Genomic DNA, 26,286 nt, shown 5'->3' with positions numbered 1-26,286 from the left:
TATATAGCTTAATCAACGATCGCAATGATTCTTTCTACTCTACGGTACCTTTGCTGTACCGCTTTATTATTTGCAGCGTGCTCCCTACAGGCACAGAATTATGGTTCAGCCACCGCCATGCTCAGCGGACAACAGCAGGCGCTTCCAGTAGCTACTGCGGCTAGTGGCTCGGTAACCGTGGACGTCACCGAAGTAGATGGCGGCGCGCGGTTCGTAGTGAGTGGCTCCTTCGCCCGCCTGAGTTCCCCCGTGGCTACCTCCATTAGGGGCGGTGGTCATATCCACGTCGCTTACCCTGGGAGCAATGGTGGCATCATCCAACCGCTATCCCTTAGCCTGAGCGAGGACGGTCTCAGCGGTACGATCAATGCAGAGGATAACACCTTTATCATCTCGACGGACGATCTGGAAGATGTTGATGTCGGGAGCATTTACGTGAATATCCATACCGAACGGTACCCAAGCGGGGAACTGCGTGGCAATCTGGTGCGCAACGGTAAGGAGGCTTACTACACCAACTTACTGGGTAGTAACGAGGTGCCCAGTGTGATTTCTACCGCTCATGGCGCCTTGCTCATGGAATTCGATGCGGACGATAATAGTCTGGTAGTCACCGGCTCATTCGCTGACCTTAAGGACACCTTTGCAAGCAGTATCGGCGGAGGCGCTCACCTGCACCTGGGATTACCCGGACTGAACGGTGGCATTGATATCGCACTTACTGCCTCCGTAGCGGACGATGGCCTGAGTGGCGTGTTCCGCAGTGAGGACAATACCTTTACCCTGGACGATAAGCAGGTAGCCGATCTGCGCGATGGGCGCTACTACGCGAATATTCATAGTGGTGCGTACCCCAGTGGCGAAATCCGCGGACAGGTACTTCCGCCCGCTAACATCATCCTACGGGCCCATCTTTCGGGTGCCAATCAGTATCCTCCCATCCTTTCGCAGGGAACGGGACAGGTACTCAGTCACGTAGTCGATGATACGATCCGCCTGATCGGTAGCTACGCCGGACTGCAATCGCGTATCAACACCTTTATTCGAAAGGGCAGTCACTTGCACGCCGGTTATGCGGGAGATAATGGGGGAATTATCATTCCGCTGGACTTCCTACGTACCGATACCGTGAGCGGAACCTTCCCCATCGACAGCAACAAATACACCATGACTCCGGGGCAGCGTAGTCTGCTCATTGCCCGTGGCGTCTACCTGAATATTCATACGGTAGGCAACCCCATGGGAGAACTACGCGGCCAAATGATACCCGAAGCACAGGCTGTGTTTACCACCTTCCTCAACGGTAACCAGCAGATTCCCTCCGTAATTTCTACCGGTCATGGCATGGTGAAGGTGGAACTGATGGGCACCCGCATGACGGCCACCGGAAGCTACTTTGATCTACAGAGTGATCTTAACAAGTCGATTGGCGGTGGTGCCCACTTGCATCCCGGCTATCCTGGTCAGAGTGGTGGAGTACTGTATCCCCTCACCGTATCGGCCGATAGCAGTGCGGCACGCGGCGGCCGGTTCTTCCCCAGAGCAAACACCTTCCAACTTACCGAAGGACAAATAGATACCCTTACCGATCGCTTTCTGTATGTCAACATCCACTCCCTAGACCACCCAGGCGGCGAGATCCGCGGCCAGGTACTAGGTGAAGCTACGAGTTACTTCCTGGCCCCCCTGTCGGGCGCCAGCCAACCGGCGGGCGTACCCACCGATGCTACCGGAATGGTGGCCGCGGAACTGCGCGATACTACGGTCACGCTGGTCGGTTCCTTCCAGGACCTGGACAGCGACTTCAACGAAGCGATCGCCGGCGGCATGCACCTGCACCGCAATATCGCCGGAAGCAACGGCGGCATCCTGCAGTCGATGGCTACCGAGCTCGATGACGACAACCGCAGCGGCGTGGTACTGGCCGACAGCAACGTCTTTCAGTTCACCCAGGCCCAACTGGCCGAAATGCTGGACCGCAGGGTGTACATCAACGTGCACACCGCGGACTACCCCAGTGGAGCCATCCGCGGCCAGGTGCTTCCCCTGGCGCAGACCTACCTACACACCACCTTCTCCGGTGCCAACGCCACCAACTACGTCCAGACTACGGCCCAGGGTGGCCTGAAGCTGGAGCTGACCGACTCGCTGCTGATGCTGTCGGGTAGCGTAACCATGCTGGAGGGTGAGTTTGACTACTCCATTGCCGGAGGCGCCCACCTGCACCTGGCCCCCGCCGGCCAGAACGGACCCATCACGCTGCCGCTGTCGGCCGACACCCTCGACGCGGGGCGCAGTGCGATCTTCAGCGTGGACAGCAACACCTACATGCTGACGACCGAACAGGTCACAGCCCTGCGCAGCGGTCGCGTCTACGCGAACATCCACACCACCGAGGTGGGCAGCGGCGAAGCCCGCGGTCAGATCCGTGGCGAGCTCAACCTGCCGCCCCTGGCCTCGCGCATCCTGGCTCCCCTGGACGGCGATACGTTGGCCATCGGCGGGTCGAACCAGCAGCCCTTCCGCGTGAACTACGCACCGACCACCGACCCCGACGGGGACACGGTCATCTACGTCTGGCAGCTGGCCGCCGATGCGGACTTCGACTCGGTACTGTTTGCCGCTAACACGGGTCGGGACACCTTCTTCGAGACCAATTTCGGTACCGTAGCGACGCTGCTCGATAGCGCCGGGGTGAATCTGGGGGATACGGCTACGCTGTACCACCGGGTACTGGCCAGTGACGGCAGCAACTACCGCCCCAGCGCCGGGGTGAGCATCAAGCTGGGCCGCGACAGTATCGTAGGCACCCGCGACTTCCTGCCCCTGGGCTTTGCGGTACGCGCCTACCCCAACCCCCTGCGGGAGGGACAGTCGCTCACCTACGAGATCGCTACCCATGAAGCGTTCACGGGTCGGTTGCTGCTGTACACCCAGCTGGGGCAGTTGCAACAGGACCGGGTGGTGGACGCCCGGGTGGGTGAGCAACGCGTAGCGGTGGACATGTCGTCGCTGCCGAGCGGCACCTACTTCCTGATGCTGCGCAACAGCGACGGCCGGCTCATCAACACCGCGCGGGTCGTGGTGCAGTAGCACCTCACGATTAACCGTTCGTACGAAGCGGTCTTCCGAACCTCCGGCTGGATAGCTATCCAATCGGCGTGTCGGAAGGCCGCTTTGTTGTTTGGGGGCGGAGCCATGGAGGCACGGACGTCTGCCAAAATGTCAACTACGTGACAGCGCCCTTCGCATATTGGCGTTGCACCCGCGGCCCCGCCCGAAAAAGCGGCAGAATTTGTCCAGCAGTGGCTCTGGCACGCAGCTTGCATTATTGGGGTCGACATCAATGTCAATCAACGTATACAATAAGCAACGAATGAGCAAGATTATCGGAATAGATTTAGGAACGACCAACTCATGTGTGGCGGTGATGGAGGGCAACGAGCCCACCGTGATCTACAACGACGAGGGTCGCAACACTACTCCTTCCATCGTAGCCTTCCTGGACGCCGGTGAACGCAAGATCGGCGAGCCCGCCAAGCGGCAGGCCATCACGAACCCCACGCGTACGGTCGCTTCCATTAAGCGGTACATGGGACAGCGCTTCGATGAAGTAAAGAATGAAGTGGACCGTTCGGCCTATAAGGTCGTCAAGGGCGACAACGGTCTGGCCCAGGTGGAGATCGACGGGCGGAAGTACACCCCCCAGGAGATCAGCGCCATGGTGCTGCAGAAGATGAAGAAGATCGCCGAGGACTTCCTGGGCACCGAAGTAACGGAGGCCGTCGTGACGGTACCCGCCTACTTCAATGACTCCCAGCGACAGGCCACGAAAGAGGCCGGTGAGGTCGCCGGACTGAACGTCCGCCGGATCATCAACGAGCCCACTGCGGCTGCCCTGGCCTACGGTCTGGACAAGCGTAGTAAGGACATGACCATCGCGGTGTATGACCTTGGTGGCGGCACGTTCGATATCTCGATCCTCGATCTGGGTGAGGGCGTATTCGAAGTGAAGTCTACCAATGGCGATACTCACCTGGGTGGTGACGACTTCGACCGCGTACTGATCGACTTCCTGGCCGACGAGTTCAAGAACCAGGAGAACATGGACCTGAAGAAGGATCCCATGGCACTTCAGCGTCTTAAGGAGGCCGCCGAGAAGGCCAAGATCGAGCTCTCCAGCACAACGGAGACCGAAGTTAACCTACCCTACATTACGGCCGTAGATGGTGTACCCAAGCACCTGGTCGTGAAGATCAGCCGCGCCAAGTTCGAGCAACTGGCCGACGAGCTCGTCCAGCGTACGCTCAAGCCCTGCGAAAAGGCCATGAACGATGCCGGTATCAGCAAGAGCGAGATTGATGAGGTCATCCTCGTAGGTGGCTCTACCCGTATCCCCGCTATTCAGGAGGCCGTAGAGAAGTTCTTCGGTAAGAAGGCCAACAAGAGTGTGAACCCCGATGAGGTGGTTGCCGTAGGTGCCGCCATTCAGGGTGGTGTACTCAGCGGAGACGTACAGGATGTACTGCTGCTGGACGTAACCCCACTCAGCCTGGGTATCGAAACAATGGGTGGCATCTTCGATACGGTGATCGAAGCAAATAGCACGATCCCCGTCAAGAAGTCGAAGGTATACTCTACCGCATCCGACAACCAGCCTTCCGTGGAGATTCACGTCCTACAGGGAGCTCGTCAGATGGCCAAGGACAACCGTCCCATCGGACGCTTCGTACTCGGTGATATTCCCCCAGCCCCCCGCGGTGTACCCCAGATCGAAGTAACCTTCGACATGGATGCCAATGGTGTACTCAGTGTAACTTCAAAGGACAAGGGTACGGGTAAGGAGCAGTCGATCAAGATCGAAGCCGGTACCGGACTGAGCAAGGAGGACATCGAGCGCATGAAGGCCGAGGCCGCTGCTAACGAGGAAACGGACAAGGAAGCCCGTGACCGTGTCGAGAAGCTTAATGGTGCCGATCAGCTGGTCTTCCAGACGGAGAAGCAACTCAAGGAGTTTGGCGAGAAAATCTCGGATGAGAAAAAGCAGCCCATCGAGGAGAACCTCGAGAAGCTCCGCGAAGCACACAAGGCCGAAGACCTGAGCGCCATCGAAAGCGCTACCGAAGCTCTTACTGCCGCGTGGAATGCTGCCAGTCAGGATATGTACCAAGCCGGACAGGAGGGTGATCCCACCGCCGACGGAGGTGCACCCGGAGCGGACGCGAACGGCGCCGGGACGGGTAGCTCTGGAGCGGACGACGTCCAGGATGTAGAATTCGAAGAGGTAGAGGGCAAGTAAGCGCCCCGCTTCTTCATGATACAAAGCCCGTCGACCAATAGGTCGGCGGGCTTTTTAGTTTACCTACTCCACAGTTCCTGTAAACGGTGTACGGTCTCGATACTGGAGTAGTGTGGAATCCGATTATTCTCCGCGTCGAGGTCGTACAGTCCGCAGTTGGAGTAGGAGGTAAGGTCGTCCCAATCGGGACGGTCGACGATAGGGTAAATGCACACCCCGAAAAAATCGGCGGTGTGCTGCCGAACGAGCTCGATCTCATAGGCTACTTCGATTAGCCAGCGGGCACGGTCGGTACCGAAGTGCCCGGTCTCAGCGAGAAAAAATGGACGGCGGTAGCGGTCGTAGGCGTTTAGTAGTAGTCGATGTAGCGGCACGCGACGCATAGCATCTTCCGGTTCTGGCCAGGGCAGGGGTACTACTCCGTCGGTCCACTGTCCGTTGTAGTAGTAGTTGAAACCGAGTAGGTCGAGGTATTCTTCCCGTCCGCCTAGTTCGGGGCATAAGCGCCCCCCGATGATGTCCATCGCCTGGAACTGATCGTTGTTCATCCGCGCGATGTGACCGGAGTCGGAGCCGTCGTGGCCGTGTACGCGTATGAGCGGCTCGATCGTGACGATGCGGCAGGTCGGGGCGGTGGCCTTTAATGCCACGATCCCTTGGATGGCTGCCCGACAAAGGTGCCACTTCATATCCCACCCCGCGTTGGTTGCAAAAGGAACGGTACCGCGTACATCACCGGAATGCCAGGAAAGGAAACTGATCTCGTTGATGGGCACTACGTAGAGCACGGCAGTGGTCACCCGCTGGTGAAACGCAGCGAAGGCACGACACAGGGCTACGAAGCGAGGCAGGAACTGAGGGTGAGTGGGAAAGAGTCCGTCGGGGTAGCCGAAGTGACACAGGTCCCACATCACTTCAACACCGGCGGCGTGAGCAGCCCGTAGCCGGTAGGCTACTTCAGTGAAGTCGAACTGTTGGGGGGCAACCTCCACAGCGCTCCAGCAGATCCCCTCCCGCGCAACCCGAATGTCGAGTGCGGCCAGGGCAGCAAAATCTTCGGCGGCGCGGCGGTCGTGCTCGGTAGTTTGTAGCAGATTGATTCGTTCGCCCGAGCGATTGATGTGGTCGGCACATTCGTAGCCACCCATCAAAAAGGACGGTAGGTCAGGAATCATTCGGCAGCTACCTGATTTGTTGTAGCGGCGTCTACCGGTCGAGCTGGCTGTTCCAGCTCATCGTATAGGGCAAGCGCATTCTTAAAGGCCTGATCCATGTTGAAGTACTTGTAGTTGGCTAGCCGTCCCACGAAGTACACGTCCTTCAGGGCTTCGGCTTCAGCACGGTAGCGTTCGTAGATGGCCTGATTACGCGCATTAGGGACTGGGTAATAGGGATCACCCTCGTCAGTGGTGTATTCCTTGACAATGGTGGTGACCTGCGGACCGGTCTGATTGCCAAAGTGCCGGTACTCTACGATGCGGGTATAGTCCACCTCGCGGCCGGGGTAGTTGACTACGGAATTGTGCTGGAAGTATTCCTGCTGTACCGTCTCGGAAACGAAGTTGATGGATCGGTACTCCAGCTTCTCCGTCAGGCTGTGCTTGAACTCGAAGAAGCGGTCGATGGGGCCGGTGTAAAACAGCTTCTCATAGCTGCCGAGTTCATCCTTCACGTCGAAGTAATCCGTGCCGAGGTGTACGCTGATGTTAGGATGATCCAGGATGGCTGCGAAGAGCTGGGTATATCCGCCCTTCGGCAGCGCCTGATACTTATCGGAAAAGTAGCGATCGTCAAAGTTGGTGCGCACCGGGATTCGATTGAGGACCGACGCATCGAGTTCTTCGGGGTACTTGTCCCACTGCTTCTTGGTGTAGTGGCGAAACATTTTCTCGTACAGGTCATCGCCTACTTTATGGAGCACGGCGTCCCGTCCATTCTTAGCATCCGGGATATCCTGGCGATTGGCGTCCAGCCAATCACGCATGTCCTGATCGGTCTCCAATTTAGTACCGTACAGAGTATTTACCGTGGTGATGTTTACGGGAATGGGCACGAGTTTGTCCTCGACCTGTGCCAATACCTTATGCTCCCAGGGGTACCACTCCGAAAACTGGTTGACGTACGCCCAAACCTCTTCATAATTGGTGTGGAACAGGTGAGCTCCGTACTTAGATACCAGAATGCCGTTGTCGTCTATATAGTCGTAGCAATTACCGGCAATGTGATCCCGTTTTTCGAGTATAGTGACCCGTTTGCCGTTGTTGGCGTAGCGCTCGGCTAGGACGGCACCGGAAATTCCCGCGCCAATGATTACGATATCTGCGGTGTTCATACCAGGGTTTTTTCCAGGAGTGCGCGCATCCGTTTGGCGGTAGCATCCCAGGAGGTGTTGTCAAGAATAGTAGTGTAGTCGGGTGGGGTAGAGGTAGCCAGCGCCCTGCGGATCGCGTCTGCGAAACTGTCCGGGCTGTCTACAATTGCAACCGAGTCGGCGTATTCCCGCACTACATCCCGGATGGCGGTAGAGACGATGGGCTTACCCGCAGCCATATACTCGAGCGTTTTGGTGGGGCTGATGAATTTGGTCGCGTCGTTAAGTGCAAAGGGCATCATCGCCACGTCGAACCGCTGCAGAAAGTTGGGTAATTCCTGATAGTCACGCATGCCCAGGTAGTGGATGTTCTCCCGTTGGGGCAGATCCTCCAGTGCGATTTTCGCTATCGGGCCGATCATGACAAAGTTCACCTCAGGTAGTAGATCCCCGGTAGCAGCCAGTAGCTCCAGGTCGATACGCTCGTCGATCACTCCGAAATAGCCTACAATGGGTGACTTTACGGCGGCGATATCGGCCGGTACGGGTAAGCTCCGCTGGGCAGAGCTGAAATGGTCCTGGTCGACCGAACTAGGGAAGCAGTGTACGGACGCGTTGCGTGATGCCTTGGCTTCGTAAAGAGAGCGGCCTCCTGTAAAAACTACATCCGCGCGCAGCAGTAGCCGGTCCTCCAACTGCACCAGTGAGGCCGGAGCGCCGCGGAAAAGACTAAGCTCGTCCATGCAATCATACACTACGGTATCACAGCGTAAGTCTGCCAGTAAAGGGAAGAAGGAGGGGGAGTAGAACCAGGCGATGTCAGTCCGGCCCCCGGGGAGATAGTCCGCAAGTACGTTTGAAATCTCATCGATGTGATCGACATTGGGCTGTAAGACATGTAGCCGCTCAGTAATCTTTCGCAGTGGGCTATCAGGCCGGTCTGGTCTTCGCCAGGGTTCCTCTACAAATAAGGTCCGGTACGTTTGGGAGAGGCGGCTTATGAGATGCTGCGGGCGCTGGTAAACGAAGTCCCAGCGAAGGTGACAGAATACTACAAGGTCGTAAGACCCACCGGAGGGGGCGGGGGAGGGGGGCATTTTTTAAAATTGTGCATAATCAAACAATGTGTTAGAAACTACGAATTGCACAATTGGTTCTCATAAGACAGCAGTAGATAAGATTCTTCTCAAATACAGACCCTTTTCAACCTGCACCCTGATCTGAAAACCGATCAATAGACACCTCCGCTGGCACGGGTATACCGCGCTCCAGCAGATCGTATAGCCACTTGCTTCCCAGCGGTGCTAAGCTAGCGCCCTTTGTTCCCAAGCCATTAAAGATGTACAGTTCCGGGTGTTGCGGATGACGACCCAGCAGCATACGCCGGTCGCGTACGGTGGGGCGCACGGCAGCTAAGTGAGCCGTGACCGTATAGGGTACGCGCAGTACTTCCCGTAGTCGATCTTCTAGGAAGGTGGCAGTGGCCCCGGTCGGCCCGTCGTCCGTAAAGGCGTTGCTACTACTGGCGCCCACCCAGTAGCCCCCCTCGATCTGAGGCACCAGAAATACGCGGTGCTTGAACATACGCTTTAGCACGGGTGCGTCCCCCGTATCGACCAGCAGTGCCTCCCCCTTGGTACCGCCGTGGGGGAGGTAGTTGAAGTAGGGGTTGTACCTGGCACGCCATCCCTCACAGAAAATGTAGCGGTCGTAGCCAGGAGGAAGCGCCCCATAGTCGATCACAGAAGCAGTAAACCGGCCGGTAGCCAGTATCCGACTGCGAAATGTTTGAACTAAGCGCCGCAGATCGACGCGGGCCGTCTGCCGCACCCCTACGTACGAGAAGGCCGGGTACGTGAGCTCAGGTAAGCTGCCAAGATTAGGGGTATCGTCTAGGTATTGGGCGTAGCCCGGGTCGCCGCCACGGGACAACCAGTCGTTCTGCTCCCCCCGGTTGAATAGGGTACGAATCAGCGGTAGATCATGCCAGAGACGTACCCCTAGCGTGTTCTCAAGCTGTGCATACAGCTCACGGGCTTCCGGGAGTAGCTCATCGATGCGCCAACTGCGCACGAAGCGTCGGCCGGTAATGGGATTGATCACACCGGCCGCCACGCTACTGGCTGCGGTCTGCTCGGCTGCGTCCGCATAGTGTACCCGATGACCCGCCTGCTCTAAACGATATCCGATCAGCGTGCCGGCCAGCCCCTGTCCGATGATGAGGTAGTCCATACGGTGTAAGGACCGAACTATTTAGCTGGTATAGCGCGTAAACCTACCGGCTGGACGCCAACTGCGACTCCTGCGGGATGTAAGTAGCCCACTTGCGGTGCCAACGGTTGGCCTGCAGCGTGTAGGTGCCGGACGCAGTCTGCGGCTGTAAAGCCTTAGCTAATTGTATGGACAGTAGGCCGGATACGTACTCATTGCGGTCGACTACCAGCTCATAGGTAGGTATGCTCAGCAGTCCGCCGGCTCTAATGTCCAGTGCATGCTTCTGACCGTTGGCATCGACGGTATAGCAGCCCGGTCCGCTGCCCTGGTCATCCGTGCCGGGGTCGAGGATAAGCTCTACCAGCTCGTAGCTGCCCGAGGCGATACTGCCGTTGTAGAGTACATCTGCAGCCTGCGCGCCGCCGCCCCACTGTATGGTCTGCCGCCGGAAGCCCGGGAGGGATACCCCGTCGATACGCACATCGGCGACCGTGAGTACCGTGGTGACCGCTGGAGTGGTCTCCGAAACGACCGTGTTGGCGATTTCGAGTCGTAGCTGACCTTCCCCCAGGATGTAGTCGATAGACTCGGTGGTCGTGGAACAGCTGACCGCGAGCAGTAGAAATAGAAGGCCGAAAAAGCAGTTGGGTACCGGTAGTTTCATGAGAAGTTCTGGTGGAACGACTACTTCGCGCACAAGCGGGAAATAGCGATCGGTTCGTTGCACAAACAAGGAATGCTAGGCACCAAACGACTGCTGTGCGTGATTGCGTATGTCGCCGGACAGCTAATTCACCTTAGTCGCCCGACGGAGGCTTACCTTCGCCGCATGCAAACTATATCCCTGCGTAAAGGACGTGAGAGCGCCCTGGTACGCCGTAGCCCCTGGGTGTTCTCCGGTGCCATTCATCATGAGCCGGACGGACTGGCCGATGGCGATCTGGTGCGCGTCAGCGATCAGCAGGGACAGCCTCTCGGGGTAGGGCACTATCAGGCCGGCAGTATCCGCGTGCGTATGCTGCACTTCGGAACCGAAGATCTACCGGAAAACTTCTACACCCGGCAATTGCAGCAAGCTATCGACGTACGGCAACAACTTGGTCTGGCGGACGATCCCCTGACCAATACCTACCGCCTGGTGCACGCCGCGGGCGATGGGCTGCCCGGCTTGGTGATCGACCGCTACGGTAGCGTGGCCGTCGTTCAGTGCCATAGCATAGGTATGCATCGCCAGCGGCAGCAGATCGCTGCGGCGCTGCTTCAGTTGTTGCCGGACGTGATCACTACGGTCCACGATAAGAGCAGTAAGTCACTGCCCGAACGCTACGCCGTGAGTTTGAAAGACGGAATCCTCGCAGGCCCCGACGTACAGGAGTTGCGGGTGCTGGAGCACGGGCGGCGGTTTCGGATCGACATCGCGAACGGGCAGAAAACGGGCTTTTTCATAGACCAGCGCGAAAATCGCTGGTTACTGGGTAGCTACGCTAAGGACAAGCGGGTACTGAACACCTTTTGCTACACCGGGGGCTTCTCCGTCTACGCGCTGCTGGGCGGGGCCACGCAGGTGCAAAGTATCGACCTAAGTGCGACGGCTACCGAACTGACCGGCCTTAATGTGTCGGACAACGGTGACTTTACGGAGCGATCGGAGATCGCTACGGCTGACGTCATGGACTGGCTGAAGGAGCATGCCGCTGCCGACTCCTACGATATCGTAGTGGTAGATCCGCCCGCCTTCGCCAAGAACAAGCACCGGCGACATAAAGCCGTGCAGGCCTACAAACGGCTCAATGCGCGGGCCATTCAGGTCATCAAGCCCGGCGGTTTACTATTTACGTTTAGCTGCAGTAGGGTGGTGGATCGTCAGTTGTTCTACGACACCATCGTGGCGGCCGGTTTGGAGGTTGGTCGGCCCGTGCGGGTGCTGCATCACCTCGGGCAGGGCCCCGATCACCCGGTGAGTCTTTATCACCCGGAGGGAGAGTACCTGAAGGGGCTGGTGTTAAGAATTGATTAAAGTCAGCCGAACGGTGCGCAGCCGAACCTCCGGCCCGCTACTCCAGCGAACACTCCTTTGCACGGGGGGTTAACGATAGATACCCCTCCCCTCAAGTACGTTCCCCTTTGGCTACAAGCACAGCAAAAAAAATCGGCCGGTTCATCTTCTGGTTCATTGTCTCGCTGCTCGGCTTGCTGGTGCTGGTATTTCTGCTCATCCAATTGCCCTTTGTACAGCGGGCGATCACCGACCAGGCGGAGAAGATCGCCCGGACGACCTTGGGTACGGATGTTGGGATCGGGGACTTATCCCTGCAATTTCCATCCCGACTCGACGTGCGCGACGTGTACGTGAACACTCCCGAGGGAGACACGATTGCCCGGGTCGGACACCTCGGGGTGGGGCTGGACATGTGGGCGCTGGTCCGCTCCACCGTAGCCATCAACAGCGTGGAGATCGAGGATGTATATGCCAATCTCGTTACTACGGACTCGACCAGTAACATCCAATTCCTGCTGGATGCCCTGGTACCCGTAGACACGGTAGCGCTAGCGGAATCACCGCAGGCCGACTCCGTAGCGACGACCTCCGGCGGTTGGCTGATCGACTTGGCGGGGGCACAGCTTACCCTTGATCGCGCCGACATCTACTACCAGGACGATCCTGCCGGCCTACTCGCGGATCTCGAGGTCAACCATCTGGGCGGGGAGATCAACGAGGCTGATCTCGCTGCGATGACCTTCGATGTCGACTACCTCGAACTCGACGGAGCCGCGGCTCTGATCGGGATCGGTGAATCGAGTTTGCCCGTAGACACTACGGCGACCGAGACCGCGCCCATCGCGCTGACGCTGGGTCGTGCGACCATATCGGCAAGTACCCTGGCACTGCAGATGGATAGTCTGGATGTTAGTACCCAGCTGCCCTACGTCAACCTAGAAGGTGCCGATCTTGCCCTGGGCGATAGTATCGCCTTTACCGGCGAACTGTTCCAGATCCGTCAGTTTGCGCTGCGTATGGACGTACCGGCACCGCCACTGAAAGGGCCAGGCATCGACTTCAATCACCTGGCGCTGTCTGAGGTAGAGGCTGAGGCAACAGATATAGCCTACATCGTCGATTCATTGCACCTGCGTTTGCGGCAACTGGGTGGCGTGGAGAAGAGCGGTCTGGCTATACTGCGTTCGGAAGGTGTGGTGGAGTATGCCCCGACCTTCCTGGGCCTGGAGGACTTTCTACTGCGCACGAAGAACAGCGAACTGCGCAGCGAGAACACGGCCGTCCAGTATGATTTTGCCGCTGCAAACCTTGAGGAGCTAGTTGCGCGGGCCCAACTAGACGGACACATCGGACTCAGAGACATCGCGCTACTGGCGCCGGACCTGGCCACGGAGCAGGTGATATCGAGTAACCTGGCGCAGCAGATCGACTTCTCGGTGCGCGCTGATGGTACGGTAGCCCAACTGGATATCGCCAGAATTCAGATCGACGGCCCTGGTATCAAGGTGCGTGCCAGCGGGCGTGCGCACAACGTACTGGATCCGAATCGGGTAGGGGGGCGGCTGTACCTCCGCGAGCTGAGTGTAACACCCGGTCCGCTGCTGCCCCTGGTACCGAATGGTATGCTGCCCGCCGATATTGATTGGCCACAACGCATTGTAGCCGAGGGTAGTGCCAGCTACGACAACGATCGCCTGGAACTCGATCTCTACGCGCTGGAAAACCGGGTATTCGGCAACGGACTCAATAGCCGGGTAAGAACCAGTGGCATCATCAATGGGGTGTCCGCCTATCCGAATACCAGGTTGAACGTCAAACTCGATACCCTGCTGGCTACGCGGGCCACCATACTGGCCTATGTGCCACCGGGCACCCTGCCGGAGGACTACACTATTCCGGACTTTTTGCGGGGCAGTGGATCGGTGACCGGACCCATGGATAATCTGGACGTCAACCTACGGCTATCGCTGCCGGGGGATAGCACCTACGCCCGCATCAATGGCAACGTCCGCAATGCCCTCGATCCGGATAATCTGACGCTGGATATGGAGGTCAGTGACCTTGGTATCAACATCGCTGATGTCCGCTCCATCCTGCCGGATAGTCTCCTGCCGGAAAACATCAATTTACCCAGCATCCGGATCCAGAACGCCCGACTGAGCGGATCGCTGACTGATCTGACCTTCGATATTCCGGTACAGACCAGCAATGGTGACTGGACCATCGGGGGGGTCTACAACCCTGCCTACACCAATGTGACGGCCTCGCTGACCAACGTCCGTATTCCGGAATTCTTTACCGGCGGATTCCGAGATACGCTCGAGACCATTGGTCTGGGTCCGATCGATCTACAGGCGCAGGTGACCGGCCAGCTGGAGCCGAGCATGAACCTGTCCATCAGTGCTTTTGTGGCGGAGAATGGGGGTGATTCGCTGGTCAACCTGACCGCCCTCGTGTCAGACACCCGCTACTCCGGCGAGTTCGATTTGCTGCACCCCGCCTTCCTGGCCAATGGCAGTGGGCGCTATATCATCAATGCGGATAGCTCCGTGTTTGTGGAGGCTATGGTGGATGTAGACCATCTAGAACTGCAACAGTGGGATCTTACGGAACAGCGACTCGACGTAGAGGGTACGCTGGTCGCGCGCAGCGAAGGGCTAGACCCCTATGATCTGGATGCCGTCGTGCGGATGGACGATTTTATTCTCCGTGGAGAAGACGGTAGCAGTTTCGTAGATAGCCTACTGCTCACCGCCGCCATGCACGACTGGGATAATGAGATCTACCTGCGATCCGACGTGATGGATGGCGACGTTGTAGGCTACTTCGATCCCCTGAAAACTCCGCAGAAGATGGTGGATTTCCTGCTGGCCTACGTCGATGAGAGCATTCCCCAGCCCGAGCCGGTAGAAGATGGAGACGCAGTGGATATGACCTTCGCGCTGAAGCGACCGCAGGTGCTGACCGGGGGACTGATCAACGGGCTGACGCAGCTGTCGCCCATGAACATGTCGCTGCTTTACCGCGACGGATCTCCAGAATTTCTCTTCAATTTGGACCTACAGGAATTGGAGTTCACCGGGCTGGAAGCGCAGGGCTTGCAGCTTAAGGTGATCGGAGATATGGAGGCGCTGAACATTCACGCCGACTGGGAGGATGTGAGCTACAATAATCAGGTCGAGCTGGGCCGCACCGTCATCTCCGGAGAGACGATAGACGATGAGCTACTCGTAGAACTGAAACTATACACCCCTGGGGATAGCCTACGGCATTACCTGGGGGCGTTTATCGACCAGCAGGGGGATAGCCTCACCGTAGTACTGGAGGAAGAACAGATACTGAACTTCGAAACCTGGACGGTACCGGCTTCTAACGTGATCGCCCTCGCCGGTCCGAATCTGCTGATCAATAACTTCAGCCTGCGGCACGAGTCGCAGGCGCTGCTGGCCGAAACCAACGAGCCAAATCATGTGACGATCACCTTTGAAGACTTCGATCTGGATACGCCCAGCCGCCTGGTGTTCTCGGAGGAGGAAGTGGCCGGTGGTATTCTCAACGGTACCGTGGGGCTGGATAACGTGATGACTAATCTAGGCATACGCACCAATCTATCCATCGACAGCCTCTCCTGGAACGGTACTACCCTCGGTAACCTGACGGCGGTGGTCACTACCGGAGACGAGCAGACCTATACGTTGGACGTTGGATTGGAAGACGCCGGGAATGATGTCGAAGTGACAGGCACCTACGCGCTGAACGGACCAATGGACCTAAAACTGGACCTCAACCGTCTGATGCTGGAAAGTGCAGAGCCCTTCAGCCTGGGCTACCTGGAAAACACCGAAGGGTACCTGAGCGGGATAGTAAATATTGGAGGGACCATCGAGGCTCCCAGACTGAATGGGAGCGTGGCGTTTCAGGATGCCAGTCTGGTAATTAGCCTACTCGGAGAGCGCTTCCGGGTGGGTAGTAATCCCATCACCTTTACCGGTCAGCGGATCACCTTCACGGATGGCCTCCAGATCTACGACAGTAAGGATGGTACCGCTACCCTCACGGGTAACATCTTACTGAACGACCTGACGGATATCGAACTCGATATGCTGGTCCAGGCGGAAGACTTCGTAGCGATCAATTCTACGGACAAGGATAATCCTGACTACTATGGCTATATGTCGGTCGATGCCCGCGTAGAGATCGGGGGGACGGCGATACTACCCGTAATCGTGGTAGATGCTACGACCAACGATGGTAGCGACATCACCTATATCTACACCATACCCAGTGAGGGCCTGGTAGACAACGAGGGAATCATCGAATTCGAGGAGCGCTATCAGTGGGCGGATATCATTCGCCGCGATACGGTCAGTGTACGTGATGACAGCCTCGGTGCGGCGCGGACCGGACTTGATCTCACGCTCAACCTGGACGTGGACCCAAATTTACAGGTCACCGTCGTAGTAGATCCTACCACGGGGCAGACGTTTGTAGGCCGCGCGGACGGGAACATCACGCTGCAGATCGCCCCCGACGGAAGCCAGACCGCTACCGGTCGGGTAGAACTGGTGGAAGGACAGTACGACTTCATCATTCAGGTGATCAATCGGGAGTTCCAGGTGGTGCCCGGTAGTAGCGTGGTCTTCAACGGCGACATGGAGAATCCGATCCTGGACCTGACGATCCGCAACGAGGTACGTACCTCCGCCCTGCCGTTGGTAGAGGGTGTGCTGGGACAGGGAATAGGAGATGCCAGTACGCTGCGGCGTAAGCAGACGTTCTACGCAGTGATCGGGCTGAAGGGTGAACTGAACTCCAGTACACTCACCACTAACGTCGTATACCCCGAGGATGCGTACGGTAACCTGGGAATCAGTAGCGTAGGGGATGCTCTCAGTACGCTACGCCAGGACGATAGTCGCATGACCGAGACCACCTTCCGGCTACTTGCTTTTGGTGGATTCAACATCCCCGTACTGGACCAGGGTGGGGGAGACGGCACCAGTCTGGCTAACACTACGCTAAATAATGCAGTGGGTGGCTACCTCAACAACCTGGCCAACGACTATGTCGGCTTTGTAGATCTCGACTTTGGTCTGGATAGCTATCAGGACAGCGACGGCACCACCAATACGAATCTGCGGGTAAGTCTGCGTAAGACCCTATTCGACGACCGGGTAGTAGTGAGCGTAGACGGTGTAGCGGGTAACGATGCAGATGAGACGGCGGGAACCAGCCAGACTTATTTGGACAACATCACCGCGGAATACCTGATCAACGACGACGGCACCTTCCGCCTCAAGTTTTTCAACGACCGGGACCGGGATGTACTGGTGGGCGGCAATGTGATCCGCTTTGGGGGGCGCCTCACCTTCAGTAAGAACTTCGACTCCCTGGGCTGGAGCAGCAAGAACAAGTAAGCATGAGCGTACGACTTTTATTCGTGTGGCTGGTCGTATCGAGTATGGGGTGTAGCATCACCCAGCACTTGCCGGAAGACGAGTACCTCTACCTGGGTAGTGCATTGGACATAGAGGCGGCCGATAGTGTCGATACCGAACAGCTAGAAATCGAGCTGCTGGGTAAACTCAATCAGACCACCAATTCTAAGATCCCCCTTATCGGCTATCGGAATATCTGGCGCTACTACAAGTTTGAGGAAAAGAAGCGCAACAAGCCGTATAAGTACCTGGACGATCCCGATGAGATCAAGGGTGAAAAGCCTATTTTCTTTGACGAGACGGTAGTGGAGTCTGTAAATAATCTACTGGAAAATACGGCCAGCAACAATGGCTACTTCAACAACGAAGCTAGCTATACCCTGGATACCCTACAGGATCCCCCCGCAATAAAGGCAGCATACACCGTGGCGGTAGGTACCCCGTATACGGTTGACTCGATAACCTATTTCTGGCGAGATACAGCCGTGGCGCACATCATCGATCCCATCAAGCCCGCCTCAGTTATCGAGCCGGGAGACCGCTACGATCTGGATGCCATTAAGGCGGAGCGCTATCGCTGGCAGCAGGCCCTCAAGAACAACGGCTACTTTTATGCGGACGATGATGACTTCCTCTTCTTAGCCGACACCGTCACCGGTGACCACGACGTTGAGCTGCTGGCGAAGCTGAAAACGGACGTACCCAAAGAGCATTTGATCCCACAGCGAATCAGGGAGATCAACGTGTACCCCCGCTTCGACGTATCGGATACGTCTAATCTGGAACAGCTACCCCAGATCGAAGAAGGTGGGCTGAACATCCGCTGTGCGGACTGTCCACTACGGCCCAGTATCATCGACGAGGCATTCGCTATGGAAGCCGGCGATCTGTACGATCCGGAACGCCACCGGAAGACGCTACGGCGGCTGGCCAGCTATAACACCTTTCGCTACATCAGTCTGGATTACGAGCAGGTGCCCGGATCGGACTCTACGCTGATCCTCAATGCATATATGGATCCGCTGCTGAGGCGGCGCATCGAGGGGGAGATCGGCCTGACCTACAATAGTGCCCAGTACGTAGGGCCCAATGTTCGGTTAGCATACACCAACCGGAATCTGCTGCGAGGTGCAGAACTCTTCCAACTCGAAGGAGACTTCAGCTACGCCGTCTTTCTGGGCAACAGCGAGCAAATTCGGGTACCCACTTCCGGCATCTACGGGCTTACCGCTACCCTGAACGTACCCCGTCTGTGGTTGCCCGCACGGCGTAAGTTGATTCCCCGGCTGATGACCAGCGGTACGGTGATCAGTCTGGGTGCTAAACTCGAAAGCCTCTCACTTACCCTGAGCAAGTTCGAGCAGGAGATTGCCCTCCAGAGTCTGACTGATCTGGCCGCCACACTGGAAGCGGACCCCGAAGCGAGCGAACGGGTAAGTTTGCTACAGATACGGGCGCAGTACGGCTACACCTGGCAGCGGCGCGTCAAGAAGATCCACCTGCTCAACCCCTTCTCCGTACGTATCCAAAACCCCGTCATCAGTAATGACGAAGTACTGGAGATCGCGCGAAGTCTTGGCGTGAGTGCGGGGGGGGATGGCGAGGCGCAGACCAGTCGCTTCGATCGCATGGTTGTCTTCTCTCCCAACTACACCCTTACCTACGACACCCGGCTGGACGGTGAGGACAACCACAACTTCTTCTGGCAGCAGTACCTGTCGATGAACGTCAACAACGTGTTCCCCATCGGTCCCGGTCTGGAGGACGCCGAAACGGTGCGAAGCCTGTATCCACAATTGGAAACCGATCTACGCTACTACTGGAAGGTCAATAGTGGGCTCACCCTGGCTAGCCGCATACACGGGGGAATCGCCTTCCCGCTGTCAGAGCGAGTCATCGTACCCTATTTCGACCTCTACAGCATTGGCGGACCGAACAGCCTGCGGGGGTTTGCACCAAGGCAACTTGGACCCGGGCGTACCGCGCCGGTAAACAATAACTTACTGACGCTGGGAGGCTATGGCAACCTCATGCTGGAGTCCAGTATTGAGCTGCGCCAGAAGGTCACCCCGATCATCGAACTGGCGGCCTTCATAGATGCCGGTAACCTGTGGACTTACAAGACGGAACTGGAACCACTCGACACGGACTTTCGGCAAAGTGAGTTCATCGATCAGCTCGCAATGAATGCAGGCATCGGCTTCCGCTTTGACCTGACCTTTCTGATCTTCCGCCTGGATCTGGCTAAGCCATTCCAAATTCCGTACGAGGAAACCGTCGCTGATTTTGCCATTCCCCAGAAATTCGTAGGGGACCCGGTGGATGATTCCATCCGACTGGTGATTGCGTTCGGCTATCCTTTTTAGGGGGCAGACTGTATAACACTGCACACGTACGAACCCAAGTAGCGCTCCGCCGTACTGTATAAAACCATACGTATGAGAGCATTAACCTACCACGGTCAGGGAGACGTACGCGTCGACACCCACCCCGACCCCAGAATTGAAAAGCCCACCGACGCCATCATTCGCGTCACCTCGACCGCTATCTGTGGGTCCGACCTCCACCTCTTTGACGGCTACATCGCGATGATGAAGGCCGGCGATATTATCGGTCATGAGCCGATGGGTATCGTCGAGGAAGTAGGCTCCGCCGTCAAGAACATCAAGAAGGGAGACCGCGTGGTGGTCTCCTTTACGATCAGCTGCGGCCACTGCTGGTTCTGCGAGCAGACGCTCTACTCGATGTGCGACAACTCCAATCCAAAGCCGGAGAACGCCGAGGCGCAGATGGGGCACTCACCAGCCGCCGTATATGGATACAGTCACCTGCTCGGCGGTATCCCAGGCGGACAGGCCGAGTTTCTGCGCGTACCCTACGCCGATCTGGGTACCATCAAGATCGAATCCGATCTGCCGGACGAGAAAGTATTATTCCTTTCCGATATTTTCCCCACCGGCTACATGGCCGCCGAACAGGCGCAGATCGTAGCCGGCGATACCGTCGCCATTTGGGGTTGCGGACCCGTCGGACTTTTCACCATGAAGAGCGCCTGGATGATGGGTGCCGGACGAGTGATCGCCATCGATCAGGTACCGGAGCGGCTACAAATGGCCCGCGAGCACTGTAAGGTCGAGACCATCGACTTCTCCAAAGACGATGTACTCGAAAAACTCAAGGAAATGACCGGTGGCCGCGGTCCGGATCGCTGCATCGACGCCGTAGGCGCGGAATCACATGCTTCAAACATGGTAGCCGCAGCCGCCGATACCCTCAAGCAAACGGCACACCTTCAGACCGATCACCCCTACGTACTACAACAGGCCATCATGTCGTGCCGTAAGGGGGGGACACTGTCGATCCCGGGCGTCTACGGATCTACCGCTACCATCCCAATGGGCGCAGCCATGAACAAGGGACTGACCTTCAAGATGGGGCAGACGCACGTACAGCGCTACCTGGAACCCCTCCTGGAAAAGGTCAACAAGGGAGAGATCGACCTCAGCTTTATGATCACCCACACCGAGCCGCTGGAAAATGCGCCGGAGATGTACAAGAAGTTCCGCGATAAGGAGGACGGCTGTATCAAGGTGGTACTAAAGCCCTAAGTAGTACTCACGCTTTACCCGACTCACATAGGAGATACCGAATAGGGGCCGATACTACCGTGTAGTATCGGCCCCTTCTGCGTAATAAGCGGGAGGTAGGACTCCGCTTAGGCGTCCTTAATATCGTACCGGTCGAGCATCATGACCTTATTCCAGGCTGCGACAAAATCTTTGATAAAGCGCTGCTGACCATCGTCGGCGGCGTATACCTCGGCTACATTGCGCAGTTGGGCGTTAGACCCGAAGATGAGGTCGCAGCGGGTAGCCGTGTACTTGGTTACCCCGGTGGCCCGATCGTTTAGGTTAAAGACCGTTTTGCCTTGGTCGGCAGGTTTCCACTCGTAGTCCATACTTGTGAGCACGCGAAAGAAGTCGTTGGTCAATTGTCCCGGCCGGTCGGTGAATACTCCGTGCTTGGAGTAATCCCAGTTCTGTTCGAGTACGCGGAGGCCTCCGGTCAGTACGGTCCACTCCGGTACGCTCAGGGTGAGCAGCTGTGCGCGGTCCAGAAAGATGCGTTCCGGTTGCACGCGGTAGCCGACCTGGTCGTTGTGGTAGTTCTTAAAACCGTCGGACACGGGCTTCAGCCAATCGAAGCTTTCGGCATCGGTCAGTTCAGCCGTCGTGTCCATTCGGCCCGGGGTGAAGGGTACCGTGATCTCGGTACCGGCATCCGCGGCGGCCTGCTCCACGGCCGCGCAACCACCCAGCACTACGAGGTCCGCCAGTGAGACCTTCTTACCGTCAGACTGCGCAGCGTTAAACTCATCGCGCATGCCCCAGTAAGTGGTGAGTACCCGGTCTAGCTCGGCCGGGCGATTGAGCTCCCACTTATTTTGTGGCTCGAGACCAATGCGGCCACCGTTGGCACCTCCGCGCTTGTCGGAATCGCGGTAGATGCTCGCGGCAGACCAGGCTGCGGAAATCAATGCCGATACCGGCAGGCCAGTGGCCAAAATGCGCCGCTTGAGATCAGCAACATCGGCTGCATCTACGACTGGATGATCGAGTTTGGGCACGGGATCTTGCCACAAGAAGTCTTCGGGGGCCACCTCGGGACCTAGGTAGCGATCCTTAGGACCCATGTCGCGATGGGTGAGCTTGTACCAAGCCTTAGAGAATGCCACGGTGAAGGCCTCGAAGTCGTTCAGGAAGTGTTCGCAAACCTTTCGGTAGGCGGGATCGACCTTTAGGGCAATGTCGGAGGTCATCATCATAAGGTCGTTCATCACGCCTTCCCGGTGGGCATCGGGGGTCTTGGGTGCACTGGAGTCGACGGGCGTCCACTGCACCGCACCGGCCGGACTTTCCACTTTCTTCCATTCGAAGCGAAGCAAATTGATCAGGTAGGTATTATCCCACTGTGTCGGGTTAGGTGTCCAGGAGCCTTCAATACCGTTGGTCATGGTATCGGGGCCGTTTCCGGAGCCTACGGGATTGTGCCAGCCGAGACCCATTTCTTCGATACCGGCGGCTTCGGGGGCGTAGCCGATCTTCGCGGCCGGTACCATACCGTGGCTCTTACCAAAGGCGTGACCTCCGGCGACCAGGGCGACGGTCTCCTCGTCGTTCATAGCCATCCGGGCGAAGGATTCGCGGATGTTGCGGGCCGAGTCCATGGGGTCACCGTTGCCGCCCGGGCCTTCGGGGTTGACGTAGATGAGGTTGGAGTGGGTGGCCGCCAGGGGGTTCTCCAGGTCGTGGTAGTTCTCTTTGGGGCCGCCGACCCAGCGCAGTTTGGGGCTGACCATCTCTTCGGGATGGCCTTTGTGGTCGCCAGTTGCCTGTGACTCGTCGAAGGGCTTGCCGTTCCAAAATTCCGGTCCCCAGTAGGTGCTGCGGTCGGGTTCCCAGGCATCGCGCCGCCCGCCGGCAAAGCCGGTGGTGGGGAAGTTCATGATCTCCAGGGCTACGGTACCGGCCAGAACGATGAGGTCGGCCCAGGAAAGGCTGGCGCCATACTTGCGTTTGATGGGCCAGAGTAGCCGGCGAGATTTATCGGTGTTTCCGTTATCCCACCATGAGTTGATGGGTGCGAAGCGCTGCATCGCCTGCCCTGCACCGCCGCGCCCGTCGGCGATGCGGTAGGTACCTGCTGAGTGCCAGGCCATCCGGATCATCTGCGGACCGTAGTTGCCGTAGTCAGCCGGCCACCAGTCTTTGGAGTCGACGAGCACGTCCTTCACGTCCTGCTTGAGCTGGGCGTAGTCCAGTTTATTAAAGGCTTCCGAATAGCTTTCGTCACGGAGGGGATTGGCCCGCTGGGATTCTTGGTGGAGCAGTTCGACCTGTAGGCGGTTGGGCCACCAGTCATCGGTGGTGGGGGCACTGCCGATGGCGCCGCCGATGCGGGTGCCGCGAAATGGACACTGGGCTAGAGCTTCGGGATTATCTATTGATTGCATAGGGGTATTGGTAAGTAGGGAGAAGGGCGAACCTCCCACGAATGGTAGTGTAGAACACCGGTATAGGCGTGCGGACCGAAACGGACCACTACTACTTAATTTCTAAGACTGTTTGCGCCCGTTGATCACCGCTTTCCAGGAGGAGGGTGTACGTTCCGGGGCGTAGGTAGTATACACCATTGTCCGCCTCTTTGATGCGTACGGGCTTGGTATCTTCCTTGCGGTCCGCATTCGCCAGTTCTTCCAACTTACCGGCCTGATCGGCGTCGAAACTCAGATCGTACGTCAGCGTATTGAGGCCGTCGGTCAGCGCCACCTCGCGCCGGTATACTACGGTGCTATCCGCTGCCTTCACCTGAAGTGTTGCACCGGCGGACCCGCCCTGATGATACGCCTGGAGGTGTAGCTCCGGCGTGGTATCGTCAGTAAACCAGCTCTGACTACCGTAGCGGCTGGAATAGCGCTGCTCCGGCACGTCCGCCAGTACGAGGCCCGGCTCGGCCTTGCCGGCTACCTGCTGGAGCAGGCCTACATGGCTACGGTAGAGACTGCGGCCGTGGGTGCCCACGATTAGGTCGTGGGCCTGCTGCTGTACTACCACGTCGTGTACGGCCACTGCGGGTAAGTCAGTGACAGCCGTGAAGGTGGCTCCAGTGTCCATACTCATATATAGTCCGTGATCGGTACCAACATAGAGTAAGGCGGCATTACTGGGGTCTTCCTTGATGACGTTGACGGGTTCAGCGGGGAGGTCGCTGCCGATGGGCGTCCAAGTGCCGCCGCGGTCGGTGCTGCGGTAGACGTAGCTCGTAAAGTCGTCGTCGCGGTAGCCGTTCAGGGAGAGGTAGACAGTGGCCTCGTCGTGGTGACTGGCTTCGATGCGCGACACCCATAGGTCGGCCGGGAAGCCAGAGAGCTGCTCCCACTGCTGGCCGCCGTCGCTGCTGCGGTGTACAAGGCCGTCGTCACTGCCCGTATACAGCAGACCGAAGCGCAGCGGACTTTCCGCAATAGTGGTGAGGGTGCCGTAGGTCACGTCACCCCGCCGGCCGCCGCCGGTCAGATCCTCACCGAGGGTCTCGAAGTCGTCGCCCCGGTTGAAACTGCGGTGGAAGTGGTTGGAGCCCATATAGAGAATATCGGGCTGGTGAACGCTGAGTAGGATGGGCGTCTGCCAGTTCCAGCGGAAGGGCCGCTGGCCGAAGGTGTGCTTCGGGGTGATGTAGGTACGGGATTCCTCTTTTGGGTTTAGGCGGTAGTAGTTACCGAACTGAAAGCCTACATAGACCGTCTCGTTATCGCGGGGATCGACCTGCACCTGCATGCCGTCGCCGCCAAAGAGCATATCGTAGGGGTACTTACCGTTCTGCTGCCACCGGGTACTCGAGGCGTAGTCGTGGGGTCCGCGCCAGGTACCGTTGTCCTGCAGTCCGCCGTAGACCCGGTAGCCGTCCGGGTGGTTATCAGCGGCCACGGCATAGAATTGAGCCACCGGCGGCACGTTGCACTTTAGCCAGTGAGCGCCGCCGTCGTAGCTGATGTTCACGCCGCCGTCGTTACCGTTGATGAGGTGATTGGGGTTCTTGGGATTGATCCACATGTAGTGGTGGTCAGCATGAACGTTATCGCCATTCGCACCCGCCCAGCTCTTGCCACCATCGGTAGACTTTACGATGGGCACCCCCATGGCATAGACGGTTTGCGGATCTTCGGGATGCACGGCGAGCTGACCGAAGTAGTAGCCATAGCTGGAATAGACATTGTCGATGTACTCTTCGTGAGTGCGCGTCCACCGTTTGCCGTCCGTACTCTGGTAGAGTTCGAAGCCCTTCACCTCGGTATCGTACAGTTCGGCATTGGCGTCTTCCAGGTACTCGACCAGCTGTAGGGGGGATACATCCCCGGATTCTACGCGGCTGCGGACGGTCTTTGCGTCTAGCTCCTTGGGGAAGCCGTTGGTGCGCAGGAAGTCTTCCAGCAGGTAATTCTCCAGCCGCAGCAGGTCTTCCTTCGGCATATCGCGGAGCTGATTTTTGGTCAGGCTCTCGTCGTCGTTCTCCTCTGCTTCACGCAAGAAGTAGTTGTCTATACTGGCATACAGGTGGCGCTTGCCACGCTGGTCGTAGCTCACGGCCAGCCCGATGCGACCGGCACCCTCCCCGGTGGGAAAGCCGCCTTGCTCAGTAGTGAGCAGTTGCCACGTCTTGCCGCCATCGGTACTGTGGTAAACGCCGGTTCCGGGGCCGCTTTCCCGAAAATTCCAGGCTTTGCGCTCGCGCTGCCAGGCCGCTGCGAACAACTCCTGCGGTCGGCGGGGATCGCGGATCAGGTCTACCACCCCGGTGCTGTCGTTGATCTGTAGCGTATGCGACCAGTTCTTGCCGCCGTCCGTAGAGCGGTACACACCGCGCTCCGGATTGGGTCCGTACAAGTGACCCAATGCGGCTACCCAGAGCGTATTCTGGTCCTTGCTGTCTACGATCACACGGCCGATGTGGTGGGTTTCGTTCAGCCCCAGATGAGTCCAGTTCTCACCGCCATCCACGCTTTTGTATACTCCGTTACCGGCGTACGAGCTACGGCTGCTGTTCACTTCCCCCGTGCCTACATATATGGTGCCGGAGGGCCAGTGTACGTCAATATCTCCGATAGTCATCACGGCCTGGTCGTCGAACAGGGGGGTGAAGCTGTTGCCATTATCCTGGGTTTCCCAGAGGCCTCCGCTAGCATAGGCTACGTAGAAATGGGTCGGCTCGTCGGGGTCCACCGCGATATCCGCTACCCGTCCGCTCATGACACTGGGACCGATATTCGTAAAGTTCAGGCCCTTCAGGGGGGACTGTTCCTGCAATTGCGTGCGCTGGGTATAGGCACTCATCCGGTCCTGCGCTGACAGGGTAGGGGCGGGGCCGCAGGTGCAAAGTATGGCTAGAAGGCAGAGTAGAATGGCGCGCATCGTGGAGGTTTGGTCTGGGCCTTAAGGTAAGTCGAAGCCGGGAAGGGCCACAACGA

Annotated in this window: 13 protein-coding genes; 6 read left to right on the top strand and 7 right to left on the bottom strand. The window is 57.8% G+C overall.

The genetic code is table 11. The annotated features are described in order from the left end of the window. The first annotated feature begins 117 nt into the window (after positions 1–117). Positions 118–3,093, top strand: coding sequence for a CHRD domain-containing protein (locus MJQ68_RS14800; RefSeq protein WP_238751912.1), 2,976 nt, complete (start codon positions 118–120; stop codon positions 3,091–3,093). 283 nt (positions 3,094–3,376) lie between these two features. Beyond that, positions 3,377–5,299 (top strand): molecular chaperone DnaK, encoded by a 1,923-nt coding sequence (gene dnaK, locus MJQ68_RS14795; protein ID WP_238751911.1) that lies wholly within the window; start codon positions 3,377–3,379, stop codon positions 5,297–5,299. A gap of 59 nt (positions 5,300–5,358) precedes the next feature. On the opposite strand, the gene MJQ68_RS14790 is transcribed toward dnaK, so the two are convergent. The 5 genes from MJQ68_RS14790 to MJQ68_RS14770 all read right to left on the bottom strand — a co-directional run bounded on the left by MJQ68_RS14790 (position 5,359) and on the right by MJQ68_RS14770 (position 10,488). Further along, complete coding sequence (locus tag MJQ68_RS14790) at positions 5,359–6,474, bottom strand: glycoside hydrolase family protein (protein ID WP_238751910.1); 1,116 nt, start codon at positions 6,472–6,474, stop codon at positions 5,359–5,361. Then, entirely contained in the window at positions 6,471–7,631 is a 1,161-nt protein-coding gene (glf, locus tag MJQ68_RS14785; protein ID WP_238751909.1) for a UDP-galactopyranose mutase, read from the bottom strand. The genes MJQ68_RS14790 and glf overlap by 4 nt, the downstream gene beginning before the upstream one ends. Continuing rightward, entirely contained in the window at positions 7,628–8,353 is a 726-nt protein-coding gene (locus tag MJQ68_RS14780) for a glycosyltransferase (RefSeq protein WP_238751908.1), read from the bottom strand. The genes glf and MJQ68_RS14780 overlap by 4 nt, the downstream gene beginning before the upstream one ends. Before the next feature lie 460 nt (positions 8,354–8,813). Then, positions 8,814–9,842 (bottom strand): NAD(P)/FAD-dependent oxidoreductase, encoded by a 1,029-nt coding sequence (locus MJQ68_RS14775; protein WP_238751907.1) that lies wholly within the window; start codon positions 9,840–9,842, stop codon positions 8,814–8,816. Positions 9,843–9,885: 43 nt separating this feature from the next. Continuing rightward, entirely contained in the window at positions 9,886–10,488 is a 603-nt protein-coding gene (locus tag MJQ68_RS14770) for a hypothetical protein (protein WP_238751906.1), read from the bottom strand. A gap of 165 nt (positions 10,489–10,653) precedes the next feature. Here MJQ68_RS14770 and MJQ68_RS14765 point away from each other — a divergent pair, with 165 nt between their 5' ends. The 4 genes from MJQ68_RS14765 (at position 10,654) to MJQ68_RS14750 (ending at position 20,869) form a co-directional block, all read left to right on the top strand. Further along, the gene (locus tag MJQ68_RS14765) at positions 10,654–11,841 is read left to right on the top strand and encodes a class I SAM-dependent rRNA methyltransferase (protein WP_238751905.1); all 1,188 of its coding nucleotides are present in this window, start codon (positions 10,654–10,656) and stop codon (positions 11,839–11,841) included. Positions 11,842–11,948: 107 nt separating this feature from the next. Then, on the top strand, positions 11,949–17,240 hold the full coding sequence (locus tag MJQ68_RS14760; RefSeq protein ID WP_238751904.1) for a translocation/assembly module TamB domain-containing protein: 5,292 nt from the start codon (positions 11,949–11,951) through the stop codon (positions 17,238–17,240). Positions 17,241–17,242: 2 nt separating this feature from the next. Continuing rightward, complete coding sequence (gene tamL / locus MJQ68_RS14755) at positions 17,243–19,627, top strand: translocation and assembly module lipoprotein TamL (protein ID WP_238751903.1); 2,385 nt, start codon at positions 17,243–17,245, stop codon at positions 19,625–19,627. Positions 19,628–19,699: 72 nt separating this feature from the next. Beyond that, positions 19,700–20,869 carry a zinc-dependent alcohol dehydrogenase gene (locus MJQ68_RS14750; RefSeq protein ID WP_238751902.1) on the top strand — a complete coding sequence of 390 codons (1,170 nt, stop codon included), beginning with the start codon at positions 19,700–19,702 and terminating at the stop codon, positions 20,867–20,869. A gap of 107 nt (positions 20,870–20,976) precedes the next feature. On the opposite strand, the gene katG is transcribed toward MJQ68_RS14750, so the two are convergent. Together katG and MJQ68_RS14740 are read right to left on the bottom strand one after the other, a co-directional pair. Then, entirely contained in the window at positions 20,977–23,274 is a 2,298-nt protein-coding gene (gene katG / locus MJQ68_RS14745; protein ID WP_238751901.1) for a catalase/peroxidase HPI, read from the bottom strand. 91 nt (positions 23,275–23,365) lie between these two features. Continuing rightward, positions 23,366–26,230 carry a WD40/YVTN/BNR-like repeat-containing protein gene (locus tag MJQ68_RS14740; RefSeq protein ID WP_238751900.1) on the bottom strand — a complete coding sequence of 955 codons (2,865 nt, stop codon included), beginning with the start codon at positions 26,228–26,230 and terminating at the stop codon, positions 23,366–23,368. Positions 26,231–26,286 lie beyond the last annotated feature (56 nt).

This window comes from Neolewinella maritima (genome assembly GCF_923081025.1).
GTDB lineage: Bacteria > Bacteroidota > Bacteroidia > Chitinophagales > Saprospiraceae > Neolewinella > Neolewinella maritima.
The sequence above is the reverse complement of the archived record's forward strand: the minus strand, read 5'-3'. Positions and strand labels throughout refer to the sequence as shown.

Excerpts from the sequence above, each read along its gene's own strand:
- MJQ68_RS14770 (WP_238751906.1), bottom strand. The coding sequence starts at position 10,488 with ATGAAACTACCGGTACCCAACTGCTTTTTCGGCCTTCTATTTCTACTG.
- dnaK (WP_238751911.1), top strand. The coding sequence starts at position 3,377 with ATGAGCAAGATTATCGGAATAGATTTAGGAACGACCAACTCATGTGTG.
- MJQ68_RS14790 (WP_238751910.1), bottom strand. The coding sequence starts at position 6,474 with ATGATTCCTGACCTACCGTCCTTTTTGATGGGTGGCTACGAATGTGCC.
- MJQ68_RS14750 (WP_238751902.1), top strand. The coding sequence starts at position 19,700 with ATGAGAGCATTAACCTACCACGGTCAGGGAGACGTACGCGTCGACACC.
- MJQ68_RS14765 (WP_238751905.1), top strand. The coding sequence starts at position 10,654 with ATGCAAACTATATCCCTGCGTAAAGGACGTGAGAGCGCCCTGGTACGC.
- MJQ68_RS14740 (WP_238751900.1), bottom strand. The coding sequence starts at position 26,230 with ATGCGCGCCATTCTACTCTGCCTTCTAGCCATACTTTGCACCTGCGGC.
- glf (WP_238751909.1), bottom strand. The coding sequence starts at position 7,631 with ATGAACACCGCAGATATCGTAATCATTGGCGCGGGAATTTCCGGTGCC.
- katG (WP_238751901.1), bottom strand. The coding sequence starts at position 23,274 with ATGCAATCAATAGATAATCCCGAAGCTCTAGCCCAGTGTCCATTTCGC.
- MJQ68_RS14775 (WP_238751907.1), bottom strand. The coding sequence starts at position 9,842 with ATGGACTACCTCATCATCGGACAGGGGCTGGCCGGCACGCTGATCGGA.
- MJQ68_RS14780 (WP_238751908.1), bottom strand. The coding sequence starts at position 8,353 with ATGGACGAGCTTAGTCTTTTCCGCGGCGCTCCGGCCTCACTGGTGCAG.
- tamL (WP_238751903.1), top strand. The coding sequence starts at position 17,243 with ATGAGCGTACGACTTTTATTCGTGTGGCTGGTCGTATCGAGTATGGGG.
- MJQ68_RS14800 (WP_238751912.1), top strand. The coding sequence starts at position 118 with ATGCTCAGCGGACAACAGCAGGCGCTTCCAGTAGCTACTGCGGCTAGT.